We start from the raw sequence: 23,765 nt of genomic DNA on the forward strand, positions 1-23,765 counted from the left end.
GATGCCGCCGCTGAGTGCGCACATGGTGAAGAGCGCGGTATAACACGTAATCGTGAGGTATGCGCAGGGGGCGGACTGTCCGACGAGCGTCGGGCATCTCGCGAGGAGATCCGCGGACTGGCCGCAGACGCGTTCGCCAGGGGCGAGGGCAACGCTGCCATCGCCGAGCGGTTGCGGGTCCATGTGCGCTCGGTCCAGCGATGGCGCCAGGCCTGGTCGCGCGGCGGCCCGCGTGCGTTGGAGTCGAAGGGGGCGGCCTCGCTGCCGTTGCTGGCGGACGACCTGTTCCCTGAGTTGGAGCACGAACTGGCCAGGGGGGCGGCGGCGCACGGCTGGCCGGACGGCCAGTGGACGCTCAATCGGATCCGGCTGCTGCTGGAGGAGCGCTTCGACGTGTGCTACACGGTCCAGGGCGTTGCCGCCCTGCTCGAACGTCATGGGTGGGCCCGGCAGGCCGGTGCCCGGCGGGTCTGCGAGGGCGGCGGCTTCGCTTCGGGCTGGGTGAGGCTGTCATGCCGGGAGGTCAACTGAAGCCCAAGCGATGGTCGTCGGTGTACCACCGGCGCGACATCATGTGCTCACCATAGGCTCTCTTCAGTCGGGCCTGACGTCTCGACAGAGGGTGGTGCGAGAGTGACGATTGAGCTAGGTGGTGAGCGCGGGGCCATTGCTGACGTGCTCTCGGAGAGGGAATCGGCGACCGCACTGGTAGGTCGCGAGCCGACGTCGCGGTCGGCCGGGTTGGCGGTTGGGGCCTGTGAGGATCAGGTGCTGTGTTGCCGGACGTACGGGGGAATGTTGTGGATCATTTGATCGGCCAGGTGTCTGTGGATGTTGAAAGCCGTAGGGAGAGCGCTGTCGAGCCGCATGGTCGCCAGGTGGTGACGGTTCCGGTTGCGTTGCTGGTGCCGGGGGAGTCTCCGCGTTCGAGTGGGCGGGATGCAGAGCATGTGGCCCGGTTGGCGGAGGTGGACTCTGCGCTTCCGCCGATTCTGGTGGAGCGGAGCTCCATGCAGGTGGTGGACGGGATGCACCGCCTGATGGCGGCAGTGTTGCGGGGCCGGGACTCGATCGAGGTCGAGTTCTTCGACGGCACGGCGGAGGACGCGTTCCTCCGTGCGGTCGAGGTGAATGTCTCGCATGGTCTTCCGTTGTCGCACGCGGATCGGCGGGCGGCGGCGGGGCGGATCATGGCATCGCATCCGTACATGTCGGATCGGGCGATCGCGCGGGCCGCAGGGTTGGGCGCGCGCACGGTGGCGACGATCCGGCGGCGTTCAGCCGAGGTGGTGCCGCAGTTGAACGCACGGGTGGGGTTGGACGGAAAGCTTCACCCGCTGAGTGGGGCGCAGGGTCGTCAACGGGCGGCGGAGTTGATCGCGGAGCGTCCATTGGCGTCGTTGCGCGAAGTGGCGCGGTTGGCGGGGATCTCGCCGGCCACAGTGAGCGACGTCCGCCGCCGGCTGGCCAACGGCGAGTCACCGGTCACGGCCCCGGCCGTCCGGGCGTCCGGTGCGGCCGACGCCCGGGAGGCGTCCGGCGCGGCCGAGGAGTCGGGTCCTTCCGGTGTCGCCGGCAGGGCGCCGGGGTGGGCGGCCCGGACGAGAGCCGACCGAAGACCCCGTCTGGTGCAGTCGGACCCGGCCACCGTGTTGGAGAAGCTGCTCCGGGACCCCTCGCTGCGGCACAAGGAGGAGGGGCGCCAACTGCTGCGCCTGCTCCAGCAGAACGCGATCGCGGCTCGGGAGTGGGCCGAACTGATCTCGGTAGTCCCGCCGCACTGCGGGGCCCAGGTGGTGAACCTCGCCCGCCAGTACGCCGAGATCTGGCAGGAGTTCGCGCAGGAGGTGGACGAACGGGTGGTTCGCGGGCTGCCGGACAGCCGGCAGGCGTCCGTCTCCTGAAATCCGGCAGCTGACTTCTGGTCCCTGTCCACCGATCCCCCTCGTGTGGTCGGAACACCGCCGAGCCCTTCTCTTCGGGCGCCGTCACCCGATGGCGCCTGGGAGAGGGGCTCGGTGCGTTGTACGCGCCGGGGTCGGACCGCGAGGCGGGCTCCGCTTCGTACCGGCGGCCCGCCCGGGGTTTGGTCGGTTCAGGCGATCCGGCGGCGGACCCACCAGAAGCTGAAGCCTGCGAGCAGTGCGGTGGCGGCCAGGTAGATCCCCGCCTCGATCAGCTGGAAGGGCCAGTACCGCGTGTTCGGCTGGTAGGTGGCGACCACGTGCATGTCCATCGTGGCGAGGCAGGTGACCGTCTGCTCGTGTTGGCCCGGGGAGGTGCATTCGGCGAGCTTGTCCGCGCTCGGCGGCTGCCCGTCCGAGGCGAGCGCGGGGCCGGTGGAGACGACCCAGGCGTCGGGCATGGTGATCCCGCCGATGGTGAGCGAGGAGCCGTTGAGAATGATGCCCTCGGCGTGGCTCAGGGTCGTCTTGTCCAGGCGGACGTCCGCGGTGTGGGGCGTCAGGTAGTTGGGCCGCAGCAGCGTAGGCACCGCGAACTGCGCGGCGGCGAAGACGGCGAGGGTCAGGGCCATGGCGGCGACCGGCCGGCGCAGCAGCAGGCCGGCGGCGACCCCGAGGGTGAAGGCGAAGGCCGCGTAGGCGAACGGCACGACGCCGCGGGCGCCGAAGATCAGCGACGAGAACTTGGCGGCCTTGACCGTGTCGTACTCGCCGGCGCCCCAGCTCAGCAGCAGGCCGAGCAGTCCGGTGATGCCGACCGAGGTCAGACCGACGACCAGCAGCTTCACCGCCAGCCAGCGGGTACGGGTCACGCTCTGGTGCCAGGCCAGCCGGTGCGTGCCGGCGGCCAGCTCCGAGCTGATCAGGGGCGCGCCCCAGAAGACGCCCAGGAGGCCGGGGAGGGCCATCAGGACGAGGTCCGTGATGGAGATGACGGTGTCGTAGCGGCTCTCGAAGCCGGAGACGATGCCGGGGGCGCAGCCGTTGGCGATGCAACCCGCCACGCTGCTGTCGTAGTTGCTCCGGATGCTCAGGCCGAGCATCAGCAGGTAGACCGCGCCGATGGCGAAGGCGGCGGCGCCGACGATCGCCTGGGTACGGAACTGGCGCCAGGTAATCCAGATCATCAGAGGCTCTCCACGTCCTGCGAGTCCGAGAAGGACTTGCCCGTGCTCGATTCGTGGTTGTCCGCGGCCGACTGTCGCTGCCGGCCGGGCTGTGGTTCGCGGGCCATGTACGCCAGCACCAGGTCCTCGAGGTCCAGGTGCTCGGCGCGCCAGTCCCCGGCGGGCAGCGGCGCGGCGGTGCGCACGATGAACGTGCTCTGGCGGCCGGTGTGGTCCTCCTGGATCACCTGCAGGCCCGCCGGCAGCGCGGACGCGGCCCGCGGCGGGCCGACGATCCGGTAGTGCTGTGCGATCAGGTCGTCGCTCGGACCGGCCAGCTGGACACGGGACTTGGAGAGCAGGATCAGGTAGTCGCAGACCCGCTCGAGGTCGGCGATCACGTGCGAGGACAGGATGATGCTCCGGCCTTCGCGCTCACCGGCGAACTCCATCAGCCCCTGCAGGAAGGAGCGCCGGGCCAGCGGGTCGAGGGCGGCGACCGGCTCGTCGAGCAGCAGCAGCTCCGGCTGCTTCGCCGCGGCGAGGGTCAGCGCCAGCTGGGCGCGCTGGCCGCCGGAGAGGCGGCCGGCCTTCTGGTCCAGATCCAGTCCGAGCTGCTCGATGCGGCGCTCGGCGGCGTTCTGATCCCAGCCCGGGTTCATCTTGGCCCCGAAACGCAGGTGGTCGGCGACCGACAGCGCGGCATAGACCGGCGTGTCCTGCGCGACGAAGCCGACCTGGGCGAGCTGCTGCGGTCCGGCGGCCGGCCGCTCACCGAGGACGCGGATGGTTCCTGCGCTCGGCGTCAGCTGTCCGCTGGCCAGGTTGAGCAGGGTGGACTTGCCGGCCCCGTTAGGACCGACCAGGCCGACCACGTGGCCCGGGGGGACGCTCAGCGTGCAGTCACCGAGCGCGGTGCGGTTGCCGTAGCGCTTCGTGAGCCCTTCGGCTTCGAGTACTGGTGTGCTCATTGCTCCTCGTCATCTGTGAGGAAGGTGGTGAGGAAGAGGGCCTTGATGCTCTCTTCGTCCATATGTGCTGCACGTGCTTTGGTCAGCCACTGACGCAGTTCCTGACGCAGCGGTTCGTGGGCGGCCAGGGATTCGTCACTCAGGCTGCGGGTGACGAACGTTCCCACGCCCGGTTTCGGTGCGACCAGTCCTTCGTGTTCGAGCTCGCGGTAGGCCTTGAGCACGGTGTTCGGGTTGATGGCGACGCTCGCGGCGACGTCCTTGACCGTGGGCAGGCGGTCGCCCTCGTGCAGGAGGCCGAGGCGCAGGGCCTGGCGGACCTGCTGGACCAACTGCATGTACGGCGGGACGCCGGAGCGGGAATCCAAATGGAAGTCGATCACCCAAAGCTCACTTCATCTAGGACACTAGCACAATAGGATCCTGCTCCAAGAGGTGTTGTCAACCGTCCGAGGGCATGTCACCTTTCGGGTGGACTCCCAAGTGGGCCCCGGGGCACGGGTTCTGAGGAGAGAAGAAGGCCTGGTCGCGGCCGGGGTCTACCGGGTCTGCACAGCTCGGGGGCAGTGTCAAGCGCATGGGGGCAGGCTACGGGGCCGGGGGAGCGGCCGGCGGCGACGAACCGCACGCCGAAGCCGAAGCAGGGGCGGGGCGGATGCGCATCGTCTGCGCCCCGCCCGCCCCTGCTTCGGCCCTGCCGTGCCGCTGTCCTGTCCTGTGCCGCCCGCGGCGGGCCTCAGGCGAGCGAGTCCAGCAGCTCCTCCGCGATCTCCTCGGGTGCGCTGTCCCGGCTCACCACCCAGGCGTTCACGTCACCGGCGGGCAGCTCGGCACGCACCCGCCGTCGGCCGCCACCGGTGATATTGAGCAGGATCCTGGCGTCCCGCGGCACGCGCCCCTCGTCCACCGCGCGCCGCAGGCACGCCACCGCCACCGACGCGGCCGGCTCGATGTCGATCCCCTCGGTCTCCTCGAACAGCGCCGCCGCGGCCGCCGCCTCCCGGCGGTCGGCAACCAGCATGTCGCCCGAACTGCGGGTCAGGATCTGCCGGACCCCGCCGGAGACATGGAACGGCGGTGCGGCGTTGAGCAGTTCCGGGGCGTAGGCCTCGCGCTCGCCCGCGCCGTCGGCGCAGGCCCACCGGCCGTTGCGCCAGAAGGCGTGCAGCGGTGCGAACTCGGTGTTCTGACAGAGCAGCAGCCGCGGCGCGGCTCCGCCGCCGCCCGCCGCGACGATCCGCCGCGCGGCCTGGTCGACGGCGATCGCGCCGGCCCCGCTGCCGACCCCTTGGACGTAGTAGTCGGGCAGCACGCCCATCTGCTCGAAGGCGGCGAGCAGGACGACGGCCAACCCGTCGCGGCGCCCGACATTGCGGACCCCGCCCTCGGCGAAGAACTCCGGGGAGGCGGCGGTGACGGCCCGGCTGTAGGCGATCGCGTCGTTGTAGCTCCCGTTCTCGACGCCGATGACTCGGACCTTCTTTCCCGCGTTACCGGGAACGACCAGGGCCGGCAGGGCCCGCTCGGGCACCATCAGCACGCAGGGGAAGTCGAGATCCCGGGAGGCGGTCGCGAAGGCGGCCGCGGTGTTGCCTGCCGAGGCGACGACCATGACGCCGGCGCCGGCGGGGGTCCGGGCGAGGACCGTGAAGGCCTCCAGCTCCTTGAAGGTGCCGGACTCCATGCGGCAGTCGCGTTCGGGCCAGTAGCCGCTGAACGCGACCCAGAGCTCGCTCAGGCCCAGGGCCGCACCCAGGCCCCGACATCGGTAGACGGCCGGGACGCTCGACCCGGGCACCTCCTGGCGCACCGGCAGCCAGTCGCGGTAGCGGAAGAGGCCGGCGGCGTCCGGTGCCACCGCCAGCGGGCCGTCCCGGTACTCCGTCTCCAGCAGCGACTCCTCGCCGCACACCGAGCAGAAGGTGACCACCCCGTCGTCCTGCGTGCGCATCCCGCACCCGTTGCAGACGATCGAATAAGGAGTTCCGGAAAAAGGAGTGCCGTAGGTCATCGCAGAATCCCTTGCGTCCACCGCCGTGTCGGCATTCCCGGAATTCCTGTGGCGAGAACGCGGGAATTACGAGACGGCGCAACAGTTTTTCATGGAGGAAAACCGGTCGGGCGGCCGCCGTGCGGCACCTGGAGCGGACGGGACGCGTCGCTGCGGAACAATCCCCGCGGCCGGTCGGAGCGCGGTGGCGGGGAGACCGGACGGCGTACTCGACACGGCATGGATACCCCCGCAGTATCGCAGGGGGCGATCGGCGAAAGCCAGCAGCCCCGGCCGGATCAGGGTGTTCAACCGCTGCGCCGCAGCGGTTGAACACCCTGATCCGGCCGGGTGACGAACGGTCGCGGCGGTGCCCCGTTCAGGGGTGAACCCGATCACTTCTTCCAAACCGACCGCTAGGGCATAGTGGTCCGCGGCCCCGCCGTGATGATCCCCATGCCGACGAATCCTCGTCGATGTCGCAGGGAACTCGCAGGGAACCGGGGCCCCTCCCTAACTCATTCCCGTGAAAGGGCAACGTGGTGGCGAATCCATTTGATGATCCCGATGCCGGTTACCTCGTACTGGTCAACGCCGAGGGACAGCATTCGCTCTGGCCGGCCTTCGTCGACGTCCCCGAGGGCTGGGACACGGTGTTCGGGGAGGCCGGACGCCAGGAATGCCTCGACCACATCGAGCAGGCGTGGACTGACATGCGGCCCAAGAGCCTGATCGCGGCGATGGAGAGCAAGTAGCGCCACCCGCGTTCGGCCCGCTGAGGGCCCTGCCCCGCCGGGGCAGGGCCCGCAGCGGCGCGTCACCTTCCGACCACCACATCTTGACGAAGCGCCAGTCCGAAGTGTCAGTCCAGGGGGAAATCATGGCTTTCGACCTCACCGGCTACCAGAGCCTGGGCGAGGCCTTCGCCGCGCGGGTCGCCCTTCACCCGGAGAAGACCGCGCTCACCATCTTCCGCGGCCGCGCCGAGGTGGAGCGCGAGAGCCTCACCTACGGGGAACTCGCCCGGAGGGTGGGCCTGCGGGCGGCTGCGCTGGCCGAACGGCTGCCCACCGGTGAGCGTGTGCTCATCGCCCTGCCGACGTGCACCGAGTTCGTCGAGTTGTACCTCGCCTGCCTGGTGGCCGGGGTGGTCGCGGTCCCGGCTCCGCCGGCCACCGGCTCGTCCAGCGCCGCGGAGCGGGTCGCCGCCATCGCCGAGGACTGCCGGCCCGCCCTGGTCTACACCACGGAGGGTGACCGCGAGACCGTCGCGACGCGGCTCGAGGCCCAGGGCCTGGGCGACATCCCGATCGAGGCCGCGGCGCCCGCCGGGCCCGGCTGCACGCCGCCCCTCGCGTCGGCCGAGCGCGGCGTCGGCCGCGCCTCGCTCGCCGTCCTGCAGTACAGCTCCGGATCGACCGGCACTCCCAAGGGCGTGATGCTCGCTCACGGGAACATCCTCACCAACATCGCCGGCCTCAACACGGTGGTGGGCCTCGGCGGCGAGGACTCCTTCGGCAGCTGGATGCCGCTCCACCACGACTTCGGCCTCTTCGTCCAGCTCAGCTGCGCGCTCTTCTACGGCGCGCCCACCGTGCTGATGCCGCCCTCCGACTTCGCCCGGCGGCCGGTGGAGTGGTTCAACCTGATGGACGAGTACCGCACCACCGCCACCTCCGCCCCGAACTTCGCCTACGACCTCGCCACCCGGCTGGTCACCGACGAGCAGCTCGACGGCCTCGACCTCTCCGCGCTGCGCTTCGTCTGCAACGGGTCCGAGCCGATCCACGCGCCCACCATGGCCGCCTTCGCCAAGCGGTTCGGGAGCATCGGCCTGCGGCCCGAGGCGCTCACCTCCGGCTACGGGATGGCCGAGGTCACCGTCTACGTCTCCAGCACCCCGATTCCCGAGCAGCAGACCGTTCTGGTGGTCGACCCGCACCGCCTCCAGGACGCCGCCCGGCCCGAGCTGGCCGTGACCACCGGCGGCCAGGGCAAGGAGATCGTCGGCGTCGGCACACCCCAGATCTTCGAGACGCGGATCGTCGACCCGGACACCCTCGAGGCACTGCCGGCCGGCCGCGTCGGTGAGGTCTGGCTGCGCGGCGAGAGCGTCGCCCCCGGCTACTGGAACAAGCCCGAGCTCAGCGAGCGCGTCTTCCGCGCCCGCCTCGCCGGCGAGGCGGACACCGGCGCCGGCTGGCTGCGCACCGGTGACCTGGGCGGCTTTGTCGACGGCGAGCTGTTCATCACCGGCCGGCTCAAGGAGGTCCTGATCGTGCGGGGCCGCAACCTCTACCCGCACGACCTGGAGCACGAGGCGCGCCTCGCCCACCCGGCGCTGAAGGGCTTTGTCGGCGCCGCCTTCGGTGTCGACGCGCCCGACGAGCGGGTCGTGCTCGTCCACGAGGTCGGACCGAAGGTCCCCGCCGAGGAGCTGCCCGTCGTGGCCGCGGCCGTGTCCCGCAGGCTCGCCGCCGCCTTCGGCGTCCCCATCCGGAACGTGCTGCTTGTGCGCCGAGGCACGGTGCGCCGCACCACCAGCGGCAAGATCCAGCGAGCCGCGATGCGCGGGCGCTTCCTCGCCGGCCAGGTCGAGGCGCTGCACGCCGAGCTGGAGCCCGAGATGCGCCTACTGGCGGCGACGGCGGTCGGTGCCGCGTGACACCCACCCGACCCCCGACGGGGGCGCACTCCGTCCTGGAGTCCGCGCTGGAGGCCGCCCTGGGCGACCCTGACGAGGACCTGCGGCGCTGCGCAGAGCTGGACGCGGCGGAGCAGTTCCCCGCCGAACTCTGCGCCCGGCTGGACGAGTTCGTCCTGCCCGCGTACTACGTACCCCCCGAGTGGGGCGGGCTCCTCGACAACCACGAGGAACTGCTGCGCCTGCTGCGCGGCGTCGCCCGCCGCGATGTCGGCGCCGCCGTCGCCCACGCCAAGACCTACCTGGGCGCCGCCAGCGTCTGGGTGGCCGGCAGCCCGGAGCAGGCCGCCGCCACCGCGGCAGCCGTCCTGGCCGGCACGCCCATCGCCTGGGCGCTCACCGAGCCGGAGCACGGTGCCGATCTGCTCGCCAACTCGCTCACCGCCACCGCGCAGCCCGACGGGTTCCGGCTGGACGGGGTCAAGTGGCCGATCAACAACGCCACCCGCTCCGGCCTGCTCACCGTGCTGGCCCGCACCGGCGAGGCCGGCAGCGCCCGTGGCCACAGCCTCTTCCTGGTCGACAAGGCCGCCCTGGAAACGGACAGTTGGCACACCCTGCCCAAGGAGGCCACCCACGGCATCCGCGGCATCGATATCTCCGGCATCTCCTTCGCCGGCGCCCTGCTCGACCCCGCCGCGCTGGTCGGCGCCGAGGGCTCCGGCCTGGAGACGGTGCTGCGCGCGCTCCAGCTCACCCGCACCATGTGCGCGGCACTCTCGCTCGGCGCCGGCGAGCAGGCACTGCGGCTGACCGCGCGCTTCACCTCCGAGCGCGTCATCCAGAAGCGCCCGCTCGCCGAACGCCCCTACCCGGCCTCGATCCTGACCCGGTGCGCGGCGCTGCTCGCCGCCACCGAGGCAGCCGCGCTGGCCGGCAGTCGCTCGATCCACGCGCTCACCGCCGAGATGACCGTGACCTCCGCCGTGGTCAAGGCGCTCGCCCCGACCCTGGTCGACGCCGCGCTCGGCGAACTGGCCGAACTGCTCGGCGCGCGCTCCTTCCTCTCCGACGTCCACGAGCACGGTGCCTTCCAGAAGCTCCGGCGTGATCACCAGATCGTCGCGGTCTTCGACGGCAGCACGCCCGTCAACCGCGCCGCCCTGATCCGCGAGTTCCCCCGGCTGGCGCGCGGCTTCGCCGCTGGCACCGTCGACGAGGCGGGCCTGGCCGAGGCCGTCACCGTCAGCGCGCCGCTGCGGCCGCTGGACCACGGCACTCTCACCCTGCTCTCCCGCCGGGGCTGCAGCCTTGTGCAGTCCCTGCCGGCCCTCGCCGCGGCGATCGTTACCCGGCCCGCGCACCCTGGGCTGGTCGAGCACGCCAAGGAGTTGAGCGCCCTCGCGGGGCGGCTGCACGCCGCGATGGCCGAGGTGCCCCCGGCGTCGCGCCCGGCGATGGCCGGCTACGAACTGGCCGCCGCCTACGAGCTCTGCTACGCCGGCGCGGCCAGCCTCCAGCTGTGGGCCACCGGCGAGGCCGAGCACGCCGGCCGGCCGCTCTGGGCGGACGGCCTCTGGGTCCGGGCCGCCCTGCGCGCCCTGCGGGCCAGGCTCGCCGAGGTGCTGCGCACCCCGGCTCCGGCCGCCGCGCCCGGCGACGAGCTGATAGACGAGACGCTGGCCCGGGTGATCGCCGAGGCCGCCGCCACCGGTGCCCCCGTCACCCCGTTCGGGGCGGCGCAGGCGCGGGGCGCCGCAGGGAACGAGGAGCACCGATGAGCGCCGAGGACCTGGAGAAACTGCTCGGAGACCCACGTGAGGCCGGCAACCCGGTCGGCTACGCCGCCCTGCTGGCCGCCGACGAGCGGCAGGAGATGCCCGCCGAGGGCGAGCGGTTGCTCGACCGGTACGGCATGAACGCCGAGTTCGTGCCTGCCGCGTACGGTGGCCGGCTCACCCGGGCCGACCGGCTGGCGGACGTCCAGCGGGCGCTGTGGCGGCGCGACCCGAGCCTGGGACTCGGCTACGGGTTCAGCTCGCTGCTCGCCTCGGTCAACATCTGGACCACCGGCAGCGAGGAGCAGCGCGCCGAGGCCGCCGGCATCCTGCTGGGCAACGGCCGGATCGCCGCTGCGTTCCACGAGCTCGACCACGGCAACGACTTCGCGAGCGCCGAGTGCACCGCCTGGCCCGACGGTGCCGGCTGGCTGCTGAACGGGCGCAAGGAGATCGTCACCAACCTGCGCCGCGCCGACGCCATGGTGCTGTTCGCCCGGACCGGCGAGGCCGCCGGCAGCCGCAGCCACAGCCAGTTCTTCGTCCGGCGCGCCGAGCTGCCGGCCGACCGGCTGGAGGACCTCCCGCGCTTCCCCAGCTCCGGCATGCGCGGCGTACAGCTCGGCGGCCTGCGGTTCACCGACTGCCCGCTGCCAGCCGACGCCCTGCTCGGCCGGCCGGGCCAGGGCATGGAGACCGCCCTGCGCTCCTACCAGCTCACCCGGGCGGTGCTGCCGGCGGTGATCCTCGGACCGCTGGACACGGCGCTGCGCCTGGCGCTGGAGTGCGTGCTGGCACGACGGCTGTACGGCGGCACCGTCGCCGACCTGCCGTACGTGCGGGCCACCGTCGCCCGGGCCTTCGCGGACCTGCTGGCCGTCGACGCCTTCTCGGGGGTGGGCCTGCGGGCCCTGCACCTGATGCCCGACGCGATGGGCGTCTACGCGCCGGCCGCGAAGTACCTCACCTCGCGGATCGTCCTGGACGCCTTCGAGGACCTGCGCTCGGTGCTCGGTGCCCAGTCCTACCTGCGGCAGGGCCCGTACGCGATGTTCCAGAAGCTGGCCCGTGACATCGCGCCGGCCACCTTCGCGCACATTTCGCGCAGCGCCTGCCTGGTGACGATCCTGCCGCAGCTGCCCCGGCTCGCCCGGCGGTCCTGGCCGGCCGGGCAGCCCGCCCCGGCGGAGCTGTTCGACCTCGGTGCGCCGCTGGCGCCGCTGGACCTCGGCCGGCTGGCCCCGGGCCTGCCCGCGGGCGACCCGATCGTCGCCACGCTGGCCGAGATCGCCGAGAGCGAGCCAGCCGACGCCCTCGCGGGCCGCTTCGCCCGGCGGCTGCGGGCCGAGGTGGCCGGACTCGGCGAGCAGTGCGCCGCGCTGGCCCCCACCGACCTGACCATCGACGCTTCACCGGCCGCCGTCGCCTTGGCCGACCGCTACACGGTGGTGCTCGCCGCGGCCTCCGCGCTGGCGCTCTGGCGCCGGGGCGCCGGCCGGCACCCGCAGGCCGCGCTGCCCGTCGTCCTCGACCGGCTCACCGGCCGCCTCGGCGGCGCCCCGGTGCTCACCGCGGCCGAACGCGAGAGCGCCGAGGAGCAGCTCTTCGACCTGGCCGTCCGGCGCTACCAGGACCGCCGCCTCTTTGATCTGACCGCACGTCACATCGCAGGATGAGAAAGGCACTTCCGATGACCGAGACCGACCCGGCGAACACCGACTGGACGCCCGAGGCCGTCCGGGCCTGGCTGACCGGACGCGTCGCCCACTTCCTCAGCATCCCGGACGGCGAGATCGAGCCGGACGTTCCGCTCGCCGAGTACGGCCTGGAGTCGGTGTTCGCCTTCGCGCTCAGCGGCGAGATCGAGGACATCCTCGGCCTGGCCGTCGAACCCACCCTGGTGTGGGACGTCGACACCGTCTCCGGGCTGACCGCCCACCTCAGCGGTCTCATGGCCGAACGGGCCGCCCTCTGAAAGGTGTTCAACCGCCGGACACGGTGTCCGGTGTCGGCTTCTCCAGTCTGTGCGAGTGATCGAGGGATACGGGAATGGGTGCGTCCGAACAGGGATCTTGGGAACTGATGTCCGGCCAGCTCGGCGTCTGGTACGCGCAACAGCTCGCGCCCGACAGCCCGGCCTACAACATCGGCGAGTACACGGAGATCCACGGCGAGCTGGACGTGGACCTCTTCCTGCGCGCACTGCGCCGCACGCTGGAGGAGGCCGGCACCTACCGGCTGCGTTTCCGCGTGGAGGACGGCGTACCGCGCCAACACCTCGCCGACGCGGCGGACCTGCCCGTCCACGTCGCCGACCTCAGCGCCGAGCCGGACCCGAAGGCGGCCGCCGAGGAGTGGATCCGCGCCGACCTGGACCGCCCGGCCGACCTCACCGGCGGCCCGCTCAGCGGCCACGCCCTCTTCCGGCTCGGCGCGGACCGCTTCCTCTGGTACCAGCGCGCCCACCACATCCTCCTGGACGGCAACGGCCTCTCGCTGTTCGCCGGCCGCCTCGCCCGGGTCTACGAGGTGCTCGGCCGCGGCGGCGACCCGGACCAGGGCGCCCTCGGCCCGGTCTCGGCGCTCATCGACACCGACCGCGCCTACCGCGCCTCCGGGACCATCGGCCGTGACCGGCAGTTCTGGGTCGACGCCTTCGCCGACCACGCCTTCGCCGACCACGCCGGGGCCCACGGCCCCGACACCGCCCAGGCCCGCCCCGCGGTCCGGCCGATGCTGCACCGCGAGGACGTCGACGCCGAGGTCACCGGCGCCCTGCGGGCCGTCGCCAAGCGGCTGCGGATCAGCTTCGCCGCGCTGATGCTCACCGCCGCCGCCGTCTACCACCACCGCGCCACCGGCGCCCGTGACCTCGTGCTCGGCGTCTCCGTCAACGGCCGCACCAGCATGCGCGAACTCGGCATCCCCGGCATGACCTCGAACATCATGCCGATCCGGCTGCGGCTGCGCCCCGGCATGTCCCTCGACGACCTCGCCCGGCAGACCCAGCGCGCCGTCCACGACGGCCTGCGCCACCAGCGCTACCAGTACCGCGACCTCCTCGGGGACCTGCGACGGGTCGGCGGCGCCCCGCTGTACGACCTGATCGTCAACGTCATGGGCGGTGACCACCAGGTGCGCTTCGGCGACTGCGAGGTCGTGCGGACCGGCCTGTCCAGCGGGCCCGCCGAGGACCTGAAGATCGACCTGCTCGGCCAGTACGCCGACGGCGGTCTGCGCACCGTCATCGAGATGAACCGCGAACGGCACGCGCCGACCGCGGCCGAGGAGGTCGGCCAGCGCTTCCTGGTCGTCCTGGACTGGCTCGCCGGCGCCGCCCCCGGCGCGCCATTCAGCCGGATCGACCTGCTGGGCACGGCCGAACGCCGCCTCGTCCTGGAGACCTGGAACGACACCGCGGTCGCCGGCCCGGTCGTGCCCGTCCCCGAGCTCTTCGCCGAGCAGGCCGCCCGCACCCCCGACGCGATCGCCCTGGTCGCCGACGACGTACAGCTCAGCTACGCCGAGCTCGACACCCGGGCCAACCGGCTGGCGCACTACCTGCGCGGTCTCGGCGCCGGCCCGGAGAGCGTGGTCGGCCTCTGCCTGCCGCGCGGGGCCGAGATGGTCACCGCGATCCTCGCCACCTGGAAGGCCGGCGCCGCCTATGTGCCGGTGGACCCGGAGTACCCGGCCGAGCGGATCGCCTACATGCTCGCCGACAGCCGAGCCGTGGCCCTGATCGGCTCCGAGGAGGTCTTCGACGACCTGCCTGCCGGGCGGCTGCGCACCATCGCCGTCGACGGCCCGCTGGCCGCCGCCGCCATCGCCGGCCAGCCGGCCGAGGCCCCCGACGTCACCGTGCTGCCGGACGGCCTCGCCTACGTGATCTACACCTCCGGCTCGACGGGCAGGCCCAAGGGTGTCACCGTCACCCACCGGGGCCTGGCCAACTACGTGTTCTGCGTGCCGGCCCAGGTCGGCTTCGGCGTCCCCGGCGCCCGGTACGCGCTGCTCCAGGCGCAGGCCACCGACCTCGGCAACACCGTCGTCTTCGCCAGCCTCGCCACCGGCGGCACCCTGCACGTGCTCGACCGGGAGGCCGTCACCGACCCGCGCGCCGTGGCCGGCTACCTGGCCGGGCACCGGATCGACTTCGTCAAGGTCGTCCCCTCCCACCTGGCCGCGCTGGGCTCCTCGCTGGGCGGCCTGGCCGACCTGCTGCCGGCCAAGGGCCTGGTGCTCGGCGGGGAGGCGGCGTCCACCGCCTGGGTGAAGGAGCTGCTGGCCGCGGCGGGGGAACGCCCGGTCTTCAACCACTACGGGCCGACCGAGGCCACCATCGGCGTGGTCGCCGGCCGCCTCGACGCCGCCGCGCTGGCCCACGGCGCGGTGCCGCTGGGCCGGCCGGTCGGCAACACCCTGACCTACGTGCTCGACGACGGGCTCTCGCCGGTCGCCCCCGACACCCCCGGCGAGCTGTACGTGGCCGGCGCGCAGCTGGCCCGCGGCTACGCCGGCCGGGCCGCGCTGACCTCCGAGCGGTTCGTGGCCTGCCCGTTCAAGCCCGGCGAGCGGATGTACCGCACCGGCGACCGGGTCAAGTGGACGGCGGACGGCCGGCTGGTCTTCGTCGGCCGGGCCGACGAGCAGGTCAAGATCCACGGCTACCGGATCGAGCCCGGCGAGGTGCAGGCCGCGGTCGCCGCCCACCCCGGCGTCGCCCAGGCGGCGGTGATGGTCCGCGAGGACACCCCCGGCACCCGCCGCCTCGTCGCCTACGCGGTGCCCGCCGACCGGGACCCGGACGGCGGCGTGGACACCGAGGCGGTCCGCCGCTTCGTCGGCGACCGGCTGCCCGAGCACATGGTGCCGTCGGCGGTGGTCGTCCTCGACGTGCTGCCGCTGACCGCCAACGGCAAGCTCGACCGGGCCGCGCTGCCCGCCCCGGACTTCGCCGGCGGGGCCGGCCGGGGCCGCGCGCCGCGCAACACCCAGGAGGAGCTGCTCTGTCAGGCCTTCGCCGAGATCCTCGAACTGCCCGCGATCGGCGTCGACGACGACTTCTTCGCCCTCGGCGGGAACTCGCTGCTCGCGGTCTCGCTGGTGGAGCGCCTGCGGGTGCGTGGGGTCGCTGTCTCGGTGCCGACGCTGTTCCGTACGCCGACCCCGGCGCAACTCGCCGAGGTCTCCGGACCGGAACTCGTCCCCGTCCCGGAGAACCGGATCCCGGCCGGGGCCCGGCAGATCACGCCCGACATGCTGCCGCTGGTCACGCTGGACGCCGACGGGATCGAACGCGTCCTGGAGCACATCGAGGGCGGGGCCGCCAACCTCGCCGACGTGTACCCGCTGGCGCCGCTTCAGGAGGGGATCTTCTTCCACCACCTGATGGCGGGCCCGGACAGCGGTGACGTCGGCATCCTGCCGGTCGTCTTCGAGGCCGACTCGCGCGCTCACCTCGACGGCTTCGTCGCCGCCCTCCAGCAGGTCGTCGACCGCAACGCCGTCTACCGCACCGCGATCGTCTGGCAGGGCCTGCGCGAGCCGGTGCAGGCCGTGGCCCGCCACGTCGACCTGCCGGTCCACGAGGTCACCCTGTGCCCGGCCGGCCAGGGCGACGGCCCGGTGGAGCAACTGCTCGCCGCCGGCGCCGAGCCGATGGACCTGGGCCGCGCGCCGCTGCTGCGGGCGCACATCGCCGCCCGGCCCGGGGCCGGGCGCTGGCTGCTGCTGCTCTGCATGCACCAGATGGTGCGCGACCACACCACGCTGGAGCAGCTGCTCGGCGAGGTCCGCGCGATCATGGCGGGCCGCGGCGACCAGCTGCCGGAGCCGCTGCCGTTCCGCGACTTCGTGGCGCAGGCCCGCCTCGGCACGCCCCGCGAGGAGCACGAGCGCTACTTCACCGGCCTGCTCGGCGACGTCACCGAACCGACCGCCCCCTACGGCCTGCTGGACGTCCACGGCAATGGCGAGAACGTCGTCAGCACCCAGCAGCCGCTGGAGAAGGAACTGGCCGTGCGGATCCGGGAGGTGGCGCGCGAGCGCGGCGTCAGCCCGGCGACGATCTTCCACCTCGCCTGGGGCCGCGTGCTCGCCACCGTCTCGGACCGCTCCGACGTGGTCTTCGGCACCGTCCTGTTCGGGCGGATGAACGCCGGCGCCGGCGCCAACCGGGTCTTCGGCCCGTTCATCAACACGCTGCCGGTACGGGTGCGCCTGGACGGGACCGGGACCGGCGAGGCGCTGGCCGCGATGCGCCGCCAGCTCGCCGACCTGCTCGCCCACGAACACGCCCCGCTCGCCCTCGCCCAGCAGGCCAGTGGCGTGCCCAGCCGGACCCCGCTGTTCACCTCGATCTTCAACTACCGCTACAACCAGCTCGACGGGGGCACCGGGACCGGCATCGACGGCATCCGCGCCCTGCTCTACCGCGAGCGCACCAACTACCCGCTGACCGTCTCCGTCGACGACCTCGGCGACGGCTTCGCGGTGACCGTCGACGCGATGGACCCGGCCGACCCCGACCGGGTCCACCCGCTGGTGCGGACCTGCCTGGAGCACCTGGTCGCGGCACTGGAGGCCGAGCCGGCACTGCCGCTGGGCGCGCTCGAGGTGCTGGACGCCGACGAGCGGCGCCGGGTGCTGACCGACTGGAACGACACCGCCGTCCCGGTCGCGCCCGCGACGCTGCCGGAGCTGTTCGCGGCGCAGGCCGCCCGGACCCCGGACGCGCCGGCGGTGCTCTTCGAGCGCGACGAGGTCTCCTACGCCGAACTGGACGCCCGCGCCGAGCGCCTCGCCCGCCACCTGGCCGGCGTCGGCATCGGCCCGGAGTCGGTGGTCGCGGTCTGCCTGGAACGCGGCATCGACCTGGTCGTCGCACTGCTCGCCGTGGTCAAGGCCGGCGGCGCCTACCTGCCCGTCGACCCCGGCTACCCGGACGAGCGGATCCGCCACCTGCTCGCCGACGCCCGCCCGGACTGCCTGCTGACCGCCACCGGCCTGCGCGAGCGCCTGGCCGGGCAGGCCGGCGCCGCGCCGGTGCTGCTCGCCGACGCGCCCGAGGGCGCCGAGGCGACCCCGGTGCCGGCGGCGCCCGCGCACCCCGCGTACGTCATCTACACCTCCGGCTCGACCGGGCTTCCCAAGGGCGTGGTCGTCACACACGAGGGGATCGTGAACCGGCTGGAGTGGATGCAGCGGGAGTACGAACTCGGCGCCTCGGACCGGGTGCTGCAGAAGACCCCGTTCGGCTTCGACGTGTCGGTCTGGGAGTTCTTCTGGCCGCTGCTTCGCGGCGCCGCCGTGGTGGTGGCCCGCCCCGGCGGGCACCAGGACCCGGCCTACCTCGCGCAGCTCGTCCGGGACGCGGGCGTCACCGTCACCCACTTCGTGCCGTCCATGCTGGAGGCCTTCGTCCGGGAGCCCTCCGCCGCCGCCTGCACCGGCCTGCGCGCCGTCTTCTGCAGCGGCGAGGCGCTCCCGCACGGACTGCGGGACAGGTTCCTCGACCTGCTCGACGTCCCGCTGTTCAACCTCTACGGGCCCACCGAGGCCTCCGTCGACGTCACGGCCGCGCGCTGCACCGCCGCGGACGGTCCGCTGGTGCCGATCGGCACCCCGGTGGCCAACACCCGCACCTACGTGCTGGACGACGCCCTGCGCCCCGTCCCGGCCGGCGTCGCCGGCGAGCTCTACCTGGCCGGCGTCCAGCTGGCCCGCGGCTACACCGGGCGGCCCGGCCTGACGGCGGAGCGCTTCGTCGCCTCGCTGTTCGGCCCGGCCGGGAGCCGGATGTACCGCACCGGCGACCGCGTGCGGTGGAGCGAGGACGGGCGGCTGGAGTACCTCGGCCGCACCGACGACCAGGTCAAGATCCGCGGCCTGCGCGTTGAGCCCGGCGAGATCGCCGCCACCCTGGCCGCCCACCCCGCGGTCGCCCAGGCCGCCGTGACCGTCCGCGAGGACACACCCGGCGACCAGCGCCTCGTCGGCTACGTCGTACCGGCCGGCCGGTACGCCGAAGCCGTCGAACTGCCGCGCCTGCTACGTGAGTTCGCGGCGACCAGGCTCCCGGCATACATGGTTCCCGCCGCCACCGTGGTGCTCCCGGCCCTACCGGTCACCGCCAACGGCAAGCTCGACCGCGCCGCCCTGCCCGCCCCGGACTTCGCCGCCACCGCCGGCAGCGGACGACCGCCGGCCGACGCCAACGAAGAACTCATCTGCCAGGCCTTCGCCTACGTGCTCGGGCTGCCCGTCGTCGGACCCGAGGACGACTTCTTCGCCCTCGGCGGCCACTCCCTCCTGGCGACCCAACTCGCCAGCCGGGTCTGGGCCGTGTCCGGCACGGAACTGCAGGTCCGCCAACTCTTCCAAACCCCGACACCGGCCGGACTCGCGGCCTGGCTCGGAAACCAAGCCGTCAGTACCAGGAAAGCCAGGCCCGTGCTGCGGCCGATGCGCAAGCAAGAGGAGTCCCGATGATCCCCATGTCGTTCGCCCAGCGGCGGTTGTGGTTCCTGTGGCAGGTCGAAGGCCCCAGCGCGACCTACAACATCCCGCTGATCGCCCGGCTCTCCGGCCCGCTGGACCGCGCGGCCCTCGCCGCCGCCCTGCGGGACGTGATCGGCCGGCACGAGGCGATGCGCACCGTGTACCCCGCGCCGGACGGCGAGCCGTACCAGCGGATCCTCGCGATGGACGAGCTGGACTGGGAGCTGGCGGTGGTCGACGCCGACCGGTTCGACGCCGACCGCCCCGGCACCGGCGCGCCCGACGCCGAACTGGCCGACGACCTCCCGACGTTCGACGACGCACCCGCCGGGCTCGCCGACGCGGTGGCCCGCGCCGCCGGCCACGCCTTCGACCTCGCCACCGAGATCCCCGTCCGCGCCTGGCTGTTCGCCACCGCCCCCGACGAGCACGTCCTCGTCCTGGTCGCCCACCACATCGCCGTCGACGGCTGGTCGATCGGCCCGCTCATGCGCGACCTCTCCACCGCTTACACGGCCCGCCGCACCGGCACCGAACCGGGCTGGGACGAGCTGGAGGTGCAGTACGCCGACTACGCCCTCTGGCAGCGCGAACTCCTCGGCGAGGACGACGACCCGGAGAGCGTGCGGGCCCGCCAGGTCGGGTACTGGCGCAAGGCCCTGGCCGGCGCCCCCGAGGAGCTGGAACTGCCCACGGCGCGCCCACGCCCGGCCGTCGCCGGCCACCGCGGCCACACCGTCCCCCTGGACGCCCCCGCCGACCTGCACGCCCGGCTGCTGACCCTGGCCAGGGAACGCGGCGCCACCCTGTTCATGGTGCTGCACGCCGCCCTCGCCGTGACCCTCTCCCGGCTCGGCGCCGGCACCGACGTCCCGATCGGTTCCGCCGTCTCCGGCCGCACCGACAAGGCCCTCGACGAGATGGTCGGGTGCTTCGTCAACACCCTCGTCATCCGCACCGACCTGACCGGCGACCCCACCTTCGCCGAGCTGCTCGGGCGGGTCCGCGAGGTCGGCCTCGACGCGCTGGCCCACCAGGACGTGCCGTTCGAGCGCCTTGTCGAGGAACTCGCCCCCACCCGCTCGCTGGCGCGCCATCCGCTCTTCCAGGTCGTGCTGACCGTGCAGAACCTCGGCTCCGTCCTGGACCTCCCGGAGCTGCGCATCGACGTCCTCTCCACCGGCCGCAGCGCGGCCAAGTTCGACCTCGACGTCATGGTCGGCGAGGCCTTCGACGCCGCCGGCGCCCCCGCCGGCATCCAGGGCGTGCTCAAGGCCGCCGCCGACCTCTTCGACCCCGAGATGGTCGAGCGGATCGCCGCCGGCCTGCTCCGGGTCCTCGCCGCCATGGCCGCCGACCCCGACCGCCCGCTGAGCGCCGTGCCGCTGCTGGACGAGGCCGAGCACCGGCTGATCGTCCAGGAGTGGAACGACACCGCCGCCGCCGTCCCCGCCGCCACCGCGGTCGAGCTCTTCGAGGCGCAGGTCGCCCGGACCCCCGACGCCGCGGCCGTCGTCGCCGACGGCGCCCGGATCACCTACGCCGAGCTCGACGAGCGGGCCAACCGGCTCGCGCACTACCTGATCGCCCAAGGCGTCGGCCCCGAGACCGTCGTCGGCCTCGCCCTGCCGCGCGGCGTCGAGACCATCACCTCGATCCTCGCGATCTGGAAGGCCGGCGCCGGCTACCTGCCCGTCGACCCGGAGCAGCCCGCCGACCGCATGACGTTCATGCTCCGCGACAGCCACGCGGTGCTGCTCCTCACCGACGAGGAGACCCTCGACGACATGCCGGCCGGCAAGGTCCGCTTCGTCACCCTCGACGGCGCCCTGATGGCCACCCACCTAGCGCTCGCCGCGACCACCGCTCCGCAGGTCCCGGTCGGCCCCGACGGCCTCGCGTACGTCATCTACACCTCCGGCTCCACCGGCAAGCCCAAGGGCGTCGCCGTCACACACGGCGGCCTGGCCAACTACCTCGCGAGCGTGCCTGGCCGCCTCGGCCTCGGCGCGACCGGCGACCGCTACGCACTGCTCCAGGCCCAGGCCACCGACCTCGGCAACACGACGGTCTTCACCAGCCTGACCACCGGCGGCGAGCTGCACATCCTCGACGCCGACGCCGTCACCGACCCGCTCGCCGTGGCCGGCTACCTGACCGAGCACCGGATCGACCACCTCAAGGCCGTCCCCTCCCACCTGGCCGCGCTCACCTCGGGCGGCTCGGCCGGCGGGGTGCTGCCCGCGGGCTCCCTCGTCCTCGGCGGCGAGACCGCCTCCCCGGCGCTGGTCACCGACCTGCTGGCGGCCGCCGGCGAGCGCGGGGTCTTCAACCACTACGGCCCGACCGAGGCCACCATCGGCGTCGCCACCACCCGGCTGACCCCGGAGCTGATCGCCGACGGCGCCGTCCCGGTCGGCACGCCGATCGGCAACACCCGCCTCTACGTGCTCGACGCGACGCTGCGCCCGGTCGCCGCCGGGGTCGCCGGCGAGCTGTACATCGCCGGCGCCGGCCTGGCCCGCGGCTACGTCCGCCGCCCCGACCTGACCGCCGAGCGCTTCGTGGCCTCGCCGTTCGGCCCGGCCGGGAGCCGGATGTACCGCACCGGCGACCGTGCCCGCTGGACCACCGGCGGCCGGCTCGTCTTCCTCGGCCGCGCCGACGAGCAGGTGAAGATCCGCGGCTTCCGGGTCGAGCCCGGCGAGATCCAGGCCGCGCTCGTCGCCCACCGCGAGGTCGCCGGCGCGGCCGTCGTCGCGCACGCCTCCACCCCCGGCGACCAGCGCCTCGTCGCCTACGTCGTGCCGGCCGACCCCGACGACTACGACGAGCCGGAACTGGCCGCCGACGTCCGCAAGTTCGCTGCCAAGCGGCTGCCCGAGCACATGGTCCCCGCCGTCGTCGTGGTGCTGGACGCGCTGCCGCTGACCGGCAACGGCAAGCTGGACCGCAAGGCCCTGCCCGCCCCTGACTACGCGGCCGGGGCGGCCGCCCGCGGCCGCGGCCCCTCCAGCGTGCGCGAGGAGGTGCTCTGCGCCGGCTTCGCCGAGGTGCTGGGCCTGGAGTCGGTCGGTGTCGACGACGACTTCTTCGTGCTCGGCGGGCACTCGCTGCTCGCCGTGCGCCTGGTCGAGTGGCTGCGGGTGCGCGGGGCCTCCGTCTCCGTCAAGGCCCTGTTCGAGACCCCGACCCCGGCGGGCCTCGCGTCCGTCGCCGGCACCGAGGCCGTCGAGGTCCCGCCGAACCTGATCCCCGAGGGTGCGCAAGCCGTCACCCCGCAGATGCTGCCGCTGGTCGACCTCGACGCGGCCGCCGTCGAGCGGATCGTCGCCACCGTCGAGGGCGGCGCAGCCAACCTCGCCGACGTCTACCCGCCCGCCCCCGTGCAGGAGGGCATGCTCTTCCACCACCTCATGGCGGGCGAGGACGAGCGCGACGTCTACGTGCTCCCGACCGTCCTGGAGTTCGACACCCGCGAGCGGCTCGACGGCTTCGCGGCCGCTCTCCAGCGGGTGGTGGACCGGCACGACATCTACCGCACCGGCATCGCCTGGGAGCAGCTGCCCGAGCCCGTGCAGGTGGTCTGGCGTCGGGCGACCCTGCCCGTGACCGACGTCGCGCTCGACGCGGCCGGCCCCGACCCGGTGGAGCAGTTGCTCGCCGCCGCCGGCTGGTCGATGGACCTGACCCGGGCCCCGCTCATGGACCTCCACATCGCCGCCGAGCCCGGCGGTGACAGCTGGCTGGCCCTGCTGCGCATCCACCAGATGGTGCGTGACCACACCTCGCTGGAGGTGCTGCTCACCGAGGTCCGCGAGATCCTGGCCGGCCGCGGTGACCAGCTGCCCGAGCCGCTGCCGTTCCGCGACTTCGTGGCGCAGGCCCGCCTCGGGATCTCCCGCGAGGAGCACGAGCAGTACTTCACCGAGCTGCTCGGCGACGTCACCGAGACCACCGCCGCCTACGGGCTCACGGACGTCTTCAGCGACGGCATGGCCGCCGCACAGGCACAGCTGCCGATGGACGCCGAACTGGCCGAGCGGCTGCGCCAGGTGGCCCGGACGGTGGGCGTCAGCCCGGCGACCGTCTTCCACCTGGCGTGGGCCCGGGTCCTGGCAGCCGTCTCCGGCCGCTCGGACGTCGTCTTCGGTACCGTGCTCTTCGGCCGCATGAACGCCGGCGCCGGCGCCGACCGGGCCCAGGGCGTCTTCATCAACACCCTGCCGGTCCGCGTCCGGACGGACGGCGCCGGTGTGCTGGAGGCCCTGGGCGGGGTGCGCCGTCAGCTGGCCGAACTGCTCGTCCACGAGCACGCGCCGCTGGTCGTCGCGCAGAAGGCCAGCGGGATCGCGGGCCGCAACCCGCGCCTGTTCACCGCACTGTTCAACTACCGGCACAACGAGGTCCCCGTCAAGGAGACCGGGACCGGACTCGACGGCGTCGGGATCCGCTACATCTGGGCGCGGACCAACTACCCGCTGTCCGTCTCCGTCGACGACAACGGCGACGGCATCCGCCTGACCGTCGACGCCGTCGCCCCGGCCGACCCGCAGGCGGTCTGCCGACTCCTGCACACCGTCATCGAGAAGCTGGTGCCGGCGCTGGAGGCGGCGGGCGAGGGTGGTGCGGATCTGCCGCTGAGTGCGGTGGGGGTGCTGGACGCGGGGGAGCGGGAGCGGGTGCTGTCGGAGTGGTGTGTTCCGGCGGTGGATGTGGTGGTGGGGACGTTGCCGGAGGTGTTCGCGGGGCAGGTGGCGCGGACGCCGGGTGCGGTGGCGGTCGTCGGTGACGGTGTTGAGCTGTCGTA

Annotated in this window: 13 protein-coding genes; 9 read left to right on the forward strand and 4 right to left on the reverse strand. The window is 73.2% G+C overall.

Going from position 1 to position 23,765, the window contains the following annotated elements:
* The first annotated feature begins 108 nt into the window (after positions 1-108).
* Positions 109-531, forward strand: coding sequence for a winged helix-turn-helix domain-containing protein (locus AC0B61_RS34920; protein WP_471746235.1), 423 nt, complete (start codon positions 109-111; stop codon positions 529-531).
* Positions 532-878: 347 nt separating this feature from the next.
* A complete protein-coding gene (locus AC0B61_RS34925; RefSeq protein WP_471746209.1) occupies positions 879-1,904 on the forward strand; it encodes a ParB/RepB/Spo0J family partition protein in 1,026 nt (341 codons plus the stop codon).
* 191 nt (positions 1,905-2,095) lie between these two features.
* Here AC0B61_RS34925 and AC0B61_RS34930 read toward each other — a convergent pair whose 3' ends face one another.
* The 4 genes from AC0B61_RS34930 to AC0B61_RS34945 form a co-directional block, all read right to left on the reverse strand.
* Entirely contained in the window at positions 2,096-3,091 is a 996-nt protein-coding gene (locus AC0B61_RS34930; RefSeq protein WP_471746211.1) for a transporter, read from the reverse strand.
* Positions 3,091-4,041, reverse strand: coding sequence for an ABC transporter ATP-binding protein (locus AC0B61_RS34935; protein ID WP_471746213.1), 951 nt, complete (start codon positions 4,039-4,041; stop codon positions 3,091-3,093). The genes AC0B61_RS34930 and AC0B61_RS34935 overlap by 1 nt, the downstream gene beginning before the upstream one ends.
* On the reverse strand, positions 4,038-4,424 hold the full coding sequence (locus AC0B61_RS34940; protein ID WP_471746215.1) for a GntR family transcriptional regulator: 387 nt from the start codon (positions 4,422-4,424) through the stop codon (positions 4,038-4,040). The genes AC0B61_RS34935 and AC0B61_RS34940 overlap by 4 nt, the downstream gene beginning before the upstream one ends.
* 353 nt (positions 4,425-4,777) lie before the next feature.
* Positions 4,778-6,052 carry a cysteate synthase gene (locus AC0B61_RS34945; RefSeq protein ID WP_471746217.1) on the reverse strand — a complete coding sequence of 425 codons (1,275 nt, stop codon included), beginning with the start codon at positions 6,050-6,052 and terminating at the stop codon, positions 4,778-4,780.
* A 521-nt stretch (positions 6,053-6,573) separates the two neighbouring features.
* Between AC0B61_RS34945 and AC0B61_RS34950 the strand changes: the two genes are divergently transcribed.
* The 7 genes from AC0B61_RS34950 to AC0B61_RS34980 form a co-directional block, all read left to right on the forward strand.
* Positions 6,574-6,786, forward strand: a complete 213-nt coding sequence (locus AC0B61_RS34950) for an MbtH family protein (RefSeq protein ID WP_471746219.1) — start codon at positions 6,574-6,576, stop codon at positions 6,784-6,786.
* A 125-nt stretch (positions 6,787-6,911) separates the two neighbouring features.
* A complete protein-coding gene (locus tag AC0B61_RS34955; protein WP_471746221.1) occupies positions 6,912-8,696 on the forward strand; it encodes a fatty acyl-AMP ligase in 1,785 nt (594 codons plus the stop codon).
* Positions 8,693-10,456, forward strand: a complete 1,764-nt coding sequence (locus tag AC0B61_RS34960; RefSeq protein WP_471746223.1) for an acyl-CoA dehydrogenase family protein — start codon at positions 8,693-8,695, stop codon at positions 10,454-10,456. Before AC0B61_RS34955 ends, AC0B61_RS34960 begins: the two co-directional genes overlap by 4 nt.
* Positions 10,453-12,129: an acyl-CoA dehydrogenase family protein gene (locus tag AC0B61_RS34965; protein WP_471746225.1), complete on the forward strand. Its 1,677-nt coding sequence runs from the start codon at positions 10,453-10,455 to the stop codon at positions 12,127-12,129. The genes AC0B61_RS34960 and AC0B61_RS34965 overlap by 4 nt, the downstream gene beginning before the upstream one ends.
* A 14-nt stretch (positions 12,130-12,143) precedes the next feature.
* The gene (locus AC0B61_RS34970) at positions 12,144-12,428 is read left to right on the forward strand and encodes an acyl carrier protein (RefSeq protein ID WP_471746227.1); all 285 of its coding nucleotides are present in this window, start codon (positions 12,144-12,146) and stop codon (positions 12,426-12,428) included.
* Positions 12,429-12,502: 74 nt separating this feature from the next.
* Positions 12,503-18,946, forward strand: a complete 6,444-nt coding sequence (locus AC0B61_RS34975; RefSeq protein ID WP_471746229.1) for an amino acid adenylation domain-containing protein — start codon at positions 12,503-12,505, stop codon at positions 18,944-18,946.
* A partial coding sequence (locus tag AC0B61_RS34980; RefSeq protein WP_471746231.1) for an amino acid adenylation domain-containing protein occupies positions 18,943-23,765 on the forward strand: 4,823 nt, incomplete at its 3' end. The genes AC0B61_RS34975 and AC0B61_RS34980, both read left to right, overlap by 4 nt.

The organism is Kitasatospora sp. NPDC023385 (genome assembly GCF_055664045.1).